Origin of the sequence: Methylobacterium brachiatum (assembly GCF_900113845.1) — a bacterium.
Classification (GTDB): domain Bacteria; phylum Pseudomonadota; class Alphaproteobacteria; order Rhizobiales; family Beijerinckiaceae; genus Methylobacterium; species Methylobacterium brachiatum.
Genome location: NZ_FOQW01000002.1, coordinates 350,578 through 363,061, shown reverse-complemented (window position 1 = coordinate 363,061; position 12,484 = coordinate 350,578). Strand labels below are relative to the sequence as shown.

General features: G+C 71.4%; 12 protein-coding genes. 5 read left to right on the top strand and 7 right to left on the bottom strand.

Annotated elements, in window-relative coordinates:
* The first annotated feature begins 52 nt into the window (after positions 1 to 52).
* Positions 53 to 1,615, top strand: coding sequence for a 2-polyprenylphenol 6-hydroxylase (ubiB, locus tag BMZ47_RS01660; RefSeq protein WP_091857849.1), 1,563 nt, complete (start codon positions 53 to 55; stop codon positions 1,613 to 1,615).
* Positions 1,616 to 1,644: 29 nt separating this feature from the next.
* Here the strand turns inward: ubiB and BMZ47_RS01655 are convergent, their stop codons facing one another.
* Both BMZ47_RS01655 and zapE read right to left on the bottom strand, forming a co-directional pair.
* Positions 1,645 to 4,566 carry a response regulator gene (locus BMZ47_RS01655; RefSeq protein WP_244536710.1) on the bottom strand — a complete coding sequence of 974 codons (2,922 nt, stop codon included), beginning with the start codon at positions 4,564 to 4,566 and terminating at the stop codon, positions 1,645 to 1,647.
* Between the two features lie 32 nt (positions 4,567 to 4,598).
* A complete protein-coding gene (gene zapE / locus BMZ47_RS01650) occupies positions 4,599 to 5,831 on the bottom strand; it encodes a cell division protein ZapE (RefSeq protein ID WP_091858117.1) in 1,233 nt (410 codons plus the stop codon).
* 296 nt (positions 5,832 to 6,127) lie between these two features.
* On the opposite strand from zapE, the gene BMZ47_RS01645 reads away from it, so the two are divergent.
* Entirely contained in the window at positions 6,128 to 6,721 is a 594-nt protein-coding gene (locus tag BMZ47_RS01645; protein ID WP_007559826.1) for a GNAT family N-acetyltransferase, read from the top strand.
* A gap of 9 nt (positions 6,722 to 6,730) precedes the next feature.
* Here the strand turns inward: BMZ47_RS01645 and BMZ47_RS01640 are convergent, their stop codons facing one another.
* Both BMZ47_RS01640 and BMZ47_RS01635 read right to left on the bottom strand, forming a co-directional pair.
* Complete coding sequence (locus BMZ47_RS01640) at positions 6,731 to 7,492, bottom strand: ComF family protein (protein WP_091857847.1); 762 nt, start codon at positions 7,490 to 7,492, stop codon at positions 6,731 to 6,733.
* 18 nt (positions 7,493 to 7,510) lie between these two features.
* Positions 7,511 to 7,756, bottom strand: a complete 246-nt coding sequence (locus BMZ47_RS01635; RefSeq protein WP_091857845.1) for a hypothetical protein — start codon at positions 7,754 to 7,756, stop codon at positions 7,511 to 7,513.
* Positions 7,757 to 7,938: 182 nt separating this feature from the next.
* Between BMZ47_RS01635 and BMZ47_RS01630 the strand changes: the two genes are divergently transcribed.
* Positions 7,939 to 8,829 (top strand): methyltransferase domain-containing protein, encoded by an 891-nt coding sequence (locus tag BMZ47_RS01630; protein ID WP_091857843.1) that lies wholly within the window; start codon positions 7,939 to 7,941, stop codon positions 8,827 to 8,829.
* A complete protein-coding gene (locus BMZ47_RS01625; RefSeq protein ID WP_091857841.1) occupies positions 8,826 to 9,194 on the top strand; it encodes a DUF427 domain-containing protein in 369 nt (122 codons plus the stop codon). The genes BMZ47_RS01630 and BMZ47_RS01625 overlap by 4 nt, the downstream gene beginning before the upstream one ends.
* 120 nt (positions 9,195 to 9,314) lie before the next feature.
* Here the strand turns inward: BMZ47_RS01625 and BMZ47_RS01620 are convergent, their stop codons facing one another.
* Positions 9,315 to 10,841 carry a DUF6880 family protein gene (locus tag BMZ47_RS01620; protein ID WP_425285051.1) on the bottom strand — a complete coding sequence of 509 codons (1,527 nt, stop codon included), beginning with the start codon at positions 10,839 to 10,841 and terminating at the stop codon, positions 9,315 to 9,317.
* 16 nt (positions 10,842 to 10,857) lie between these two features.
* Complete coding sequence (locus BMZ47_RS01615; RefSeq protein WP_007559814.1) at positions 10,858 to 11,097, bottom strand: DUF2188 domain-containing protein; 240 nt, start codon at positions 11,095 to 11,097, stop codon at positions 10,858 to 10,860.
* 105 nt (positions 11,098 to 11,202) lie between these two features.
* On the opposite strand from BMZ47_RS01615, the gene BMZ47_RS01610 reads away from it, so the two are divergent.
* A complete protein-coding gene (locus BMZ47_RS01610) occupies positions 11,203 to 11,460 on the top strand; it encodes a hypothetical protein (RefSeq protein WP_091857839.1) in 258 nt (85 codons plus the stop codon).
* A 12-nt stretch (positions 11,461 to 11,472) separates the two neighbouring features.
* Here the strand turns inward: BMZ47_RS01610 and fabI are convergent, their stop codons facing one another.
* Positions 11,473 to 12,303 carry an enoyl-ACP reductase FabI gene (gene fabI, locus BMZ47_RS01605; RefSeq protein WP_091857836.1) on the bottom strand — a complete coding sequence of 277 codons (831 nt, stop codon included), beginning with the start codon at positions 12,301 to 12,303 and terminating at the stop codon, positions 11,473 to 11,475.
* Positions 12,304 to 12,484 lie beyond the last annotated feature (181 nt).

The window sequence follows — 12,484 nt, the reverse complement described above, 5'->3', positions numbered from 1 at the left end:
CATGCCACCGCCCGCCCGCCGTCGCGGTGGGGGGGAAAGCCCCGGTGCGTTCATGATCGGCGCCGCGATCAACCTGTTCCGCGGTGCCCGGGTCGGCTTCGTCCTGGCGCGCGAGGGCGCCCTCGCCCTGGTCGACCCGTCCGAGCTGCCGGCCCATCTGCGCTTCGCCCTGAAGCTTGGGCGGACCCTGGAGCGGCGCGGCCTGGGGCATGGCGCCGCCGGATTGTCGGCCGCCCTGACTCGGCTCGGCCCGTCCTACGTGAAGTTCGGCCAGTTCCTGGCGACCCGGCCCGACATCGTCGGCATGCGGGCGGCCTCCGACCTGGAGCGGTTGCAGGACCGGGTGCCGCCGTTCCCGCAGGAGACCGCCCTCAAGGTGGTCGAGATGGCGCTCGGCAAGCCGGTGGACGCGCTGTTCGTATCGTTCAGCGAGCCGATCGCCGCCGCCTCGATCGCGCAGGTCCACAAGGCCGTGGTGCAGGATGCCGACGGCACCCAGCGGGCGCTCGCCGTCAAGGTGATGCGCCCGGGCGTGCGCGAGCGCTTCATGCGCGACCTCGAAGTCATGCGGTTCATGGCCCGGGTGGTGCACGCGCTCTCGCCGCAGGCCGAGCGGCTGCGCCCGCGCGAGGTCGTCGAGATCCTCGCCCGCTCCGTGCTGATGGAGATGGATTTCCGCCTCGAGGCCGCCGCCGCCTCGGAGATCGCGGAGAACACCAAGGACGACCTCGATTTCCGCGTGCCGAAGCCCGAATGGGAGCTGACCGCCCGGGAGGTGCTGTCGGCCGAGTGGATCGAGGGCGTGCGCCTGCACAGCGCGGCCGAACTCGCCGCCGCCGGCCACGATCCGCAGGCGATCGGCCGCACGGTGATCCAGAGCTTCCTGAGGCAGGCGATCCGCGACGGCTTCTTCCACGCGGACATGCACCAGGGGAACCTGATGGTCGATGCCGAGGGCCGGCTGGTGGCGGTGGATTTCGGCATCATGGGCCGGCTCGGCCTGAACGAGCGCCGGTTCCTGGCCGAGATCCTGCTCGGCTTCATCCTGCGCGACTACCGCCGGGTGGCGAAGGTGCATTTCGAGGCGGGCTACGTGCCGGCGCACCACTCGGTGGAGGATTTCGCGCAGGCGATCCGGGCGATCGGCGAGCCGATCCACCAGCGCCGGGCCGACGAGATCTCGATGTCGAAGGTGCTGACCCTGCTGTTCGACATCACCGCGTTGTTCGACATGAGCACGCGGACCGAACTCGTGATGCTCCAGAAGACCATGGTGGTGGTCGAGGGCGTGGCCCGCTCGCTCGATCCGCGCCTCGACATGTGGACCACCGCCGAGCCGGTGGTGCGCAGCTGGATCACCAAGAATGCCGGCCCGCTCGGGCGCGCACAGAGCGGCTTCGAGGCGCTGCGGGTGGTCTCCGATCTGGTCGGCGATATTCCCGATCTCGCGACCCGGCTCAAGCGCGTGCTGATCCGGCTCGACGAGGCCGGGACCGGCGATGCGCGGCGTCTGGAGCACTTCGCCCGCAGCGAGGGCCGGCGCGCGATCTGGTCGACCCTGGCGCTCTGGGGCATCGCCGTCGGAGCACTCGTGATGGCGTTCCGCGGCGTCTGATCACCGGGACGGGGTGAGCCCTGGCCGGCTCACTCCGCCTCGGCGTGCCCGGGCATCAACGCTCGAAGCTCCCGGGCCAGCTCGCTCAAGCCTGTCGTCCCCTTGGCGAGCACCCGGTCGGCCTGGCCGGCCAGGCGCCGACGATCCTCGGCGGTGATGTCCTTGGCGGTGAGCACCACCACCGGGATATCCCGCCATTCGGGCCGGGCGCGCAGGGCCCGCAGGAAGCCGAACCCGTCCATTTCCGGCATCATCAGGTCGAGCAGCACCAGGCAGGGCCGCTCCGCCTCCAGGGTCTCGAGCGCGCGCACGCCGTTCTCGGCCGCGACCACCGGAAAGCCCTCGCGGCCGAGATAGGCGCAGACATGGGCGCGCGCATCCGCCTCGTCCTCGACCACCAGGATCGGACCCTCGGCGGCGACCGGCCGGAAGCGGTCGATGACGTGGCGCAGGCTGCCCCAGTCGATCGGCTTCTGCAGATAGTCGGTGGCGCCCAGCGAGAAGGCGAGGTTCTGCTCGTCCAGCACCGTGACCATCACGATCGGCGTCGCGCCGATCTCCGGGTCCGCCCGCAGGGCGCGCAGAACCGCCCAGCCGTCCATCTGCGGCATGGTCACGTCGAGGAGCACCGCCCTCGGGCGCAGGGTGCGTGCGAGTTCGAGCCCGCGCCGTCCGTCCTCGGCCACCGCCACGGAGAACCCTTCGCGCTCCAGGAAGCGGGCGAGGAGATCGCGGGTGGCGGCATCGTCGTCGACCACCAGGATCGTCCGACGGTCGCCCGGGCTCTCGCCGGCCACGCCCGCATGCTCGGCCTCAGGGCCCTCGAACTGCACCGGGAGCGTCAGCGTGAAGGTCGTGCCTTCCCCTTCCCGGCTGTCCACCGCGATGGCGCCGCCCAGCATCTCCGAGAAGGCGCGGGTGATCGACAGGCCGAGCCCGGTCCCGCCGAAGCGCCGCGTCGTCGAGGCGTCGGCCTGGGTGAAGCGCTCGAACAGCCGTCCGACCTGCTCGGCGCTCATGCCGATGCCGGTATCCGTGACGGTGAAGCGCAGAGCCTCCACGGTGCGGCTGACGCCCAGGGTGATCCGGCCGTTCTCGGTGAACTTCGCCGCGTTGCTCAGGAGGTTGATGAGGCACTGGCGCAGCTTGGTCACGTCGGTATGGGCCGTGCCGACATCCTCCGCCAGGTCGAGGGCCAGGGTGTTGCCCTTCTTGGCGATCAGGCCCTCGACCGTGGCGGCCACGTCGCGGACCACTTCGGCGACATCGAAATCCTCCGCGTAGATCTCGACCCGGTCGGCCTCGATCTTGGAGATGTCGAGCACGTCGTTGATCAGGCCGAGCAGGTGGCGGGCGTTCGACTCGATCTTCTTCATGTCGGCGATCAGGTCGGCCTCGCCGAGATCCTCCAGTTCTTCCTGGACCATCTCGGAATAGCCGATCACCGCCGAGAGCGGCGTGCGCAGCTCGTGGCTCATATTGGCCAGGAACTGGCTCTTGGCCTCGTTGGCGGCCTCGGCCGCCGCGCGGGCCGCCTCGATGGCGGCTTCCGCCTCCTTGCGCTCGGTGATGTCGGTGTGGGTGCCGACCCATTCGCGCAGCGTCCCGTCCGCTTCGAGAATCGGGACCGCCCGCACGCTCATGTGGCGGTAGGCGCCGGAGCGCGCCCGGATCCGGTGCTCGGTGGCGTAGGGCTGCAGCGTCGTCACCGCCCGCGTCCAATCGGCCTGGGTGTGGGCGCGGTCGTCCGGGTGGATGACGTCGAGGAAGCCGAGGCCGGAATAGGTGGCCTCGTCCTGGCCGGTGAAGCGGCTCCAGGCGGTCTGGCGCCGGTGCAGGCTCCCCTCCGGGTTGGCGGTCCAGACGATGGCCGCGCTGGCCTCGATCAGCGAGCGGAAGCGCTCCTCGCTGCGCCGGGTCCGCATCTCCGCGAGGTGGCGGATCGTGTCGTCGACCACGACCAGGCCGACGCCCTCGACATCCTGGCCGCTGTCGCCTCCGGTCCCGTCGCCGCGCAGGGGGTAGAAGCTCATCGAGAACTGGCGCACCCCGCCGGGGGCGGACGGCGTCGGGACCGCCACCGGCACGTTCGGCGAGACCAGGCCTTCCTCCAGCGCTGCGGCGAGCTTGGGCGCCAATTCCTCGCGCAGGGTCGGGAGCATCGCCCAGATCGGGGCGCCGAGATCGGCCCCGAAGCCGCGCTCACTCATCGTGGCGAGCGCCCGGTTCATGTGGCGGATCTTCAGGTCGCGATCGAGGAAGCCGAGGCCCACGGGGGCGTTGGCCAGCACGCCGTCGAGCAGCCGCGACATCCGCAGCGATTCCTGCCGTCGCACCAGGGCAAGGCGGGCGAGCAGCACGATCGCCCCGAGCGCCGCCGCGCCGGACAGCAGGAACAGGACCAGCCCGCGCCAGCGCTCCCGGGTCTGCAGGTCGGCGAGGTGCTGTGCGGTGATCGCCTGGCGGGATGCGGCCTCCATGCGGATCGCGTCCATGACGCGCTTGCCCTCGCCGGTGCGGACGAGGTCGGTGGCCGCGTCGAAGCCCTTGTCCCGGCGTGCCGCGACCACCCGGGTGGCGAAATCGCGCTTCTGCGCCACCAGCCCGGCGAGCGACGGGGCGCCGGCCCGGACCGGCTCCTGGGCGGTCGAGCCGAGCGCGCTGAGCTCGGTCTCGATCTTGCCGAGCGCCTGAGTATAGGGCGCCAGGTAATCCTCGCTGCCGACCAGGACGAAGCCGCGCTCGCCGGTCTCCAGGTCCTTGACCTCGGACAGCAGGCGCTCGACCCCCGCGATGGTGGCGTTGGCCTGCGCGGTGGCGGCGCGGTCGGCTTCCCCGCCCAGGTAATTGGCGGTGCCCGCGACCAGCGCCACGACCAGCAGGATGAAGGCGGCGGGTGAGCCGAGCAGCGGTCCCAGGGGACCGGCGCCGCGCCAGTTCGGCCGCCGCAAACGAAAGATCGATCCGACTCCCTGACGGCCGCTCACGTCTCCACCAGCCCGGTGCTCGCACCCGAGGCCTCGGAATCGGCCCGTCCATGCGGCAAGGCGAGGTATTCGTGCGAGCGCATCTCGATCAGCCGGGAGACGGTCCGGTCGAACTCGAACGCCTCGCGGCCGGTCTCGGCGGTGTAGAGGTCCTGCGCCTCGGCGGCCGCGGACGCGACGAGCTTCACGTGCCGGTCGTAGAGCGTGTCCACCAGGGTGATGAAGCGCTTGGCCTCGTTGCGCTCGGCCTCCCTCAGCACCGGGATCCCGTCGAGAATCACCGTGTGGAAGGAACGCGCCAGGGCCATGTAATCCGATGCGCCGAGCGGCTGCCGGCAGAGGTCGTCGAAGCTGAAGCGCGCGACACCGTTCGCCTCCTCGGGGACCGCCACGTCCCGGCCGTGGACCTGGATCGTCGCCGGGCGACCCTTGGCCTTGCCGGTCAGCGCCTTGAACGCGGCGTCCAGCGCCGCGCGGGCGGCCTCGTCCGCCGGGACGTGATAGACGGCCGCGCCGCCCAGCTTCTCCAGGCGGAAATCGGTCCGCGAATCGAGGCGAACGACCTCGACCTGGTCCTTGAGCGTCGCGATGAACGGCAGGAACAGGGCGCGGTTGAGGCCGCCCTCGTAGAGCCGATCCGGCTCGACATTCGAGGTCGCCACCACGGTGACGCCGCGCCGGAACAGGTGCCCGAACAGGCGCCCGAGGATCATCGCGTCGGCGATGTCGGTCACCGTGAACTCGTCGAAGCACAGCAAGGTCGCCTCGTCGGCGAGCTGGTCGGCCACCGGGCCGATCGGGTCGTCGCCTTTCACGGTGCCGGCTTTCAGCGCCTGCCGATAGGCGTGGATGCGCTCGTGCGCATCAGCCAGAAACCCGTGGAAATGGACCCGCCGCTTCGGGGCCGGCGCAGCCTCGTGGAACAGGTCCATCAACATGGTCTTCCCGCGCCCGACCGAGCCCCAGATGTAGAGTCCCTTGGGGGACTCGGCCTCGTCCTTGCGCCGGAACAACCAGCCGAGCGCGCTGGTCTTGCTGGCGCGCTTGCGGCGTCCGAGATCCTGAAGCAGCCGATCGAGGGCACGCACCAGCTGCGCCTGGGCGGGGTCGCGCTCGATGGCGCCCGTGGCCACCAAGGCTTCGTAGCGCTCGTGAACCGGGCCGGGCGAGACGGCGCCGGCCCGAGCCTCCGCGGAGGGCGCGTGTCGCTTCCCGGATTGCTCGCTCACGCTGCCGGTCCCCCGCAACTCGCCACGGCGCCGGATCGGCACCCCCGCACCCGGTCGACCGTTCCCGACCCAAGCCGCCTCCCTGTGCCGTGCAAGCTCGGCTCGAATCAAGCCCGCGACAGAACACGCGACGCCGAACCGTTCCATCAGGCCCGCGCATGGCAGCGTGCCCAGGCCAGGGCTCAGTCATATTGCTGCATTGCACAACGGCCATGGGGATGCGAGATCATCCGGGTCTTTGGGGAGGAACGTCCGGACCAATCGGCGCGACAACGCGCCCAGACCGGAGACCCATCATGGCCGTTCGACACCTCGCCGTGTCGGCCCACACGGTCCGGCGCCTATGGCCGGCCGACCGCAATGCGGTGCTCGACTACTTCCTGCGCCTCGATCCGGAGGCGCGTGCGAATCGCTTCATGGGCAATGTCAGCGAAGCCGGCGTGCGGGCCTATGCCGCGCAGGCGCTGACCGCCGAAGGCGTGATGTACGGCGCCTTCGTGGATGGTGTCCTGCGCGGGCTGGCGGAGTTGCGCCCCATGGAAACCGGTTCGTCGCCCTATATCCTGGGTCCGCGCGCCGAGGCCGCCTTCGCGGTCGAGCGGGCTTTCCGCCGCCAGGGGATCGGGGCGGCCCTGTTCGCCCGGATCGCGCGCGCCGCGCGCCATCGCGGCGTGGTCGACCTGCACGTGCGCTGTCTCTCCGGCAACGGCCCGATGCTGAGGCTGGCGGCCAAGCACGGGGCTGCGCTGCAGCGCGCCGGGACCGAGACCGAGGGCGCGCTCCATCTGGCCCGGCCCACGCCGTTCTCGCTCTGGTACGAGAGCATTGCCGAGGCGTTCGACTTCACCCTGGCGGTGAGCTTTCCGAGCCGCGAGCGGGTCACGGCCTGACCGGGAGCCTTACCCGGCGGCGTCGCCGACCAGCGCGAAGGTGAGCAGGTCGACCGATGCCGCCCCTCCGCGCAGGAGCGCCCGGGCGGCCGCGTTCCCGGTCGCGCCGGTCGTCATCACGTCGTCGATGAGCAGGACCCGCCGGCCGCGGATCCGGTGCGCCTGCGCCGCCGCCACCCGGAACGCCCCGCTCAGGTTCTCGGCCCGCGCCGGCCGGCTGAGGCCGACCTGCGAGCGGGTCGCCCGGACCCGGACCAGGGCCGACGGCTCGAACGGCAGGCCCGCGCCTTGGGCGATCACCCGGCCCAGCAACGCCGCCTGATTGAACCGCCGCCGCCACAGCCGCCAGCGGTGAAGCGGGACCGGGACGACGCATTCGGCTTCGGCGATCAGCGTCCGGCCGCTCGCCGCCATCATCCGGCCCATCACGCCGGACAGGTCGAGCCGATCCTCGTATTTCAGCCGGTGGACGAGACGGCGGGCGACATCGTCGTAGAGCGCGACGGCCCGGGCACGCCCGAAAACCGGCGGCTCGGCGATCGCCCGGGGCGAGAGCAGCGGCCCGACGCCGAGATCGACGGCGAAGGGCGTGCCGAAGCGCTGGCACAGGGGCTCTTCGATGAGGCGCAGGCCGGTCCAGCAGGACGGGCACAGGGCGCCGGGATCCGCCGTGGCACTGCCGCACCCGGAGCAGGTCGGCGGGTAGATCAACGACAAGGCCCCGCGCGGCAAGCCGCGCAGGGCCGCTGCGACGGCCGCGATCGCCGTCATGCGGGCGAAGGACGAAGCTTAGCGGGCCGAGACCGGGCGCGCGCCCCGCTGGTCGAAGTCCTGATCCCGCTGCCGGGCCTGCGAATTCGCCCGATGCCGGCCGATCGCGCAGCCTGCGGCGGCACCGACCAGGCCGTGATGGCCGGCATAATGGCCGGCGATGCCGCCGACGATCGCGCCCTTGATGCAGCCCTTGGCCTCGGCGCCGCTCGCGGCGGTAAGGGCGGCGAGAGCCACGGCGGCCCCGACGAGCATGCGCTTCATGACCTGAACTCCCTGATCCATCTCGGCCTTGCGGCCAGTCGCAGCAGGAACGGCGACGGTGCCGACTCGTTCCGCGAGGTTAGGGCACCTCGCGGGTCTGTGTGCAGCCGCGATCGCTGTCATTCACAGCCATGCGGAGGGGATGCTGGCGGGACGGTGCCGCAAGCGCCATGTGCAGGCCCATGGATGCACCGGCCACCCTGTTCGACACCGCCCTCGCCCGCCAACGCCTCGCCCGGGCCGAGCGCAACGGCTACGCCGGTTTCCTCCTCGACCGCATCGTCGAGGATCTGGACGACCGCCTCAGCGCGGTGCTGCGTACCTTCGGCACGGTGCTCGACCTGGCCACCCCCGGCGCCGGCGCTGCACAGGTCCTCGCGGCCCGATACCCGGAGGCGATTCGTCTCCGCCTCTCGGCCGTACCCCGACCGGGCGGCAACCGGATCGTCGGAGACCCGGAATTCCTGCCCTTGGCCGCCGAAAGCCTCGACCTCGCCGTGTCGCTGCTCGCGCTCCACGCGGTCAACGACCTGCCCGGAACGCTGATCCAGCTGCGCCGGGCGCTGCGGCCGGATGGCCTGTTCCTCGGCTGCCTGCTGGGCGGCGCGACCCTGACCGAGCTGCGTCAGAGCTTCGCCCAGGCCGAGAGCGAGATCGAGGGCGGGGTCAGCCCGCGGGTGGCGCCCTTCGCCGCCGTGCGCGAGGCCGGGGCACTGCTGCAGCGGGCCGGCTTCGCGCTGCCGGTGGCCGATACCGATACGCTGACGGTGCGCTACGCCGACCCGTTCGGGCTGATGCGCGACCTGCGCGCGATGGGCATGACCAACGTGCTCACCGAGCGACGGCGGACGCCCCTGCGCCGGGCGACCCTGGTGCGCACCGCGGAAGTCTATGCCGAGCGCTTCTCGGACCCCGATGGGCGCATCCGCGCGACCTTCGAGGTTCTGTGGCTGTCCGGCTGGGTCCCGCACGAGAGCCAGCAGAAGCCGCTGCGTCCCGGGACCGCGAAAGCGCGCCTCGCCGACGCCCTCGGAACCGTCGAGCTGAAGCCCGAACCCGGGAGGACATCATGATCGAACCTGGACCCGACCATCCGATCACCGTGACGCCGGAACCGCGCCGGGTGCGCGTGCTGGTGGCCGGCGTGGCGGTGGCGGACACGCGCGATGCGCTTCGCCTGGAAGAAGGTCGTTACCCGGCGGTGTTCTACATTCCCGGGGCCGACATCCGGGCCGAGCATTTCGTGCCGTCGGCGCGGACCAGCCATTGCCCCTACAAGGGCGATGCCCGTTACTTCGACCTTGTGGTCAACGGGACCCGGCGCGCCGATGCAGTGTGGAGCTACGAGGCACCGTTTCCCGCGGTTGCGCCGATCGAAGGCCACGTCGCGTTCTATCCCGATCGGGTCGATGCCATCGAGGTTCTGGACGCGGCATAGGGATTGCCCGCGCGCACGTCACGCGAGGCGCAGGCGTATGAACGCCGCGCCGTCATTGCGAAGTGACGGAAGGCCCCGGGTTCGTTCCCGCGTCGCCCCGACGATACGGCGTGAAAATTCTCAGTCCCGCAGCAGCCCCCAGAAGGCGTGCTTGCGGCCGTGGTCCCGCCGCAGCCTCTCCCGGTAGGCGCCCGGCGACGGATCGATGGCACCTGCGGCCAGGCGGTCGGCGAGACCGTCGAGTTCCAGCAGGTATCGGGCGCCGTGCGCATAGGCGGCGCTGCGGCCGGATTCGAGGATGCCGTCGAGCAGGCGGCGATACAGGATCGTCGCGGCGAGCGGGTGATCCTGGACCAAGGCCTCCGCGGCCGGCGTGAGAACGGAATAGTGCTCGCCCAGCCAGACCTTGCGCTTCTCTTCGACCAGCCCGGCGGCCCGGGGCAGGTCCGGCCAGCCCACCAGGAAAGCGAGCGCCCGGTGCGGATTCCCGTAGGCTTCCGCGTGATCGAGCGCGCGCAGCAGCGCCTCCTCGTCCTCGAAATCCGGCAGCTTGGCGAGGTAGGCGCGCAGCACCGGCGTGTCGAGATCGCGCTCGAACAGCGCCCAGCGCAGCGCCTGCGCCTCCTCGCGCCGGCCCAGCGCGTCGAGGATCTCGATTTCCAGCGCCTTGCGCGCACGGTCGGGCCCGCGCGGGTCGAACCCTGCGATCAGGTCGGCCCGCGTGACGATGCGCAGGCCGGCCTCCTGCTCGCGGCGGATCCAGTCGAGCGCCTCCTCGGCTCGACCGGCGGCGAGCAGCCGTTGCGCGATCGAGAGACGGTCCTCCTGGCCGGGGGCGATCTCCCGCTCCAGGGCGATGAAGGCGTCGGCGTCGTTTCGCCGGTCGGCGATCACCTGGCGCTGGCGCAGGATCTGGCCTCTCGCTGCGATGTGGCGATGATCGGCCTGGCTGCGGGCCTTGCCGGCCTTCGGCATCCCGGACGCTGCCTGCGCGAGCGCGGTGTCGATCTCCGACAGCGTGTCCGGATCGAGCGCCGGAACCATCTCCGTCAGAAGCGTGCCGAGCGGGCCGAACGGGTCAGCCGTGAAGGGGCCGACGAGGCCGGCGGCGACCCGCGCCGCCTCCGCGGGCGACAGGGCGGCCGCGATCGCCACGAAGGCCTCTGTGGCGCGCTCGTAGACGCCCTGCACCGCGCCGGTGCTGTCGTCGACCCGGTTCAGCACCGAATCGGCGCCGTCGAGAAATCGCTTGAGGCGCTCCAGGGCGGCGCCGGCATCCAGCGGGCGCAGCTCGTCGAGGATGACGGTCACGGTGGCGTTCAGATCGGCCGCAAACGCCCTGCGCTTCTGCCAGTCGATGTAGCCCTGGGCGGATTCGAGCGCGGCCAGGCGGCGGTCGATCATCGCCGCCACGGCGTCCGGACCCTGCAGGGAGGCGAGCGCGGCGGTGACGAGCTTCTTGAACGTGGGATTGCGGGCGGTCTCGCCGAGGATCAGGCCGATCAGCCGGTCCGGTCCCAGAGCCGCCAGGGTCTCCGGCGACGGGGTGGTGCGCCGCGCGCCCTTGGGACGCGCGGGCTTGGCGATGGCATCCGGCTTGGGGCTCGTCGTGGTGTGCGCCTGGGTTGTGGCTTTCGCAGAGGCCACGGCAGCGCCGCTCCGGTCAGTCCACAACCTTGGCGCGGGGGCGATCGCTGCCCTGCGCGGTCTCGTCGTGCCAGCTGCCGGCCTGATCCTGGTAGCGGATGCCCTCGGTGGAGCCGGGGACCTGCTGCTCGGCGGCCGCCGCCTGGGCGGCCTGGAGGGCCTCCTCGCGGCTCGGGAAGGTCTCGGAGAACACGTCGCCGACCTTGTAGGCGAAGCCGCCATCGTGCTCGACGATGCGATAGGTAACCTCGGACATTGCGACTCCTGTACGCACGCGGTTGTGTTGAGCGCGAACCCGTCGCGCGCCGCGGGGTTCCCGCGCGGCCTCCGATCCGCCGGAAAGTCGGGCTACGGGCGCCGCATGACGACGCTCCTTCGCCCGATCCTGGCTCTCGGCCTCCTCGTCGCCTCGACGCATGCGGAGGCCGCGGAGGGCTTTTTCGACACGCTCTTCGGCGGCTCCTCGCGGTCTGCGCCGCCCAACCCGTTCGCTTCGAATTATCCCTCGGCCCCGCCGACCCCCGACGAGGTGCGGGCCGAGCGTCAGCGGCGCCCGGTCCGGACCGAGCGCGAGCGCGGCCGGGGCCCGCTCCCGCCCGGCCGGATCCCCGAGGAATAGCCGGCTCAGGTCTCAGGCATCGCCGACGACGCCGGCCGCGTCCTGAGCCTGGAGCACGTCGGGGCGCGGCATCGAGATGATGTTGTAGCCGGCATCGACGAAATGGACCTCGCCGGTGACGCCGCCGGACAGCGGCGACAGCAGGTAGAGGGCCGAGCCGCCGACATCGTCGAGGCTGACGGTGCGGCGCAGCGGAGCGTGGGCGGCCTGGTGGTTGAACATCAGGCGGGCGTCGGCGATGCCGGCGCCGGCCAGCGTCCGCATCGGGCCGGCCGAGAGGGCATTGACCCGGATCCCGTCCGGGCCGAGATCGCTCGCCAGATAGCGGACCGAGGCTTCCAGCGCCGCCTTGGCCACACCCATCACGTTGTAGTTTGGCATGACCCGGGTCGAGCCACCGTAGGTGAGGGTCAGCAGGGAGCCGCCCTTCGTCATCCGCTTGGCGGCCCGCTGGGCGATCTCGGTGAAGGAGAAGCACGAGATCGTCAGGGTGCGCGCGAAATTCTCGCGGGTGGTGACGTCGACGTAGCGACCCTTGAGCTGCGCCTTGTCGGAGAAGCCGATGGCGTGGACCACGAAGTCGAGCCCGCCGTCGAAGCGTTCGTCGAGGGCCGCGAAGGTGGCATCCACCGAGGCGATATCCTCCACGTCGCAGGGCAGCACGATGTCCGAATCGACCCGCGCCGCCAGGGGGGCGACCCGCCGGCCCAGGGCCTCGCCCTGATACGTGAAGGCGAGCTTGGCGCCGTGGGCGTGGAGGGTCCGGGCGATGCCCCAGGCGATCGAGTGATCGTTGGCGACGCCCATGATCAGGCCGCGCTTGCCCGCCATCAAACCTGTCATGCCGACTCACATTCCGTACGAGCACGCCGCGCCGGGGAAACCGGAACGGGCCGCGATGCGGTGAACGACGGCACCGCGACGCAGGTGCCTTAGCGCGGCTTGGCGCGCGTTCCAAACCGCACGGCCCCGGGATCGGGCCAAAAAAAAGCCCCGCCGGCGGGCGGGGCGTTCATCGCAGGGT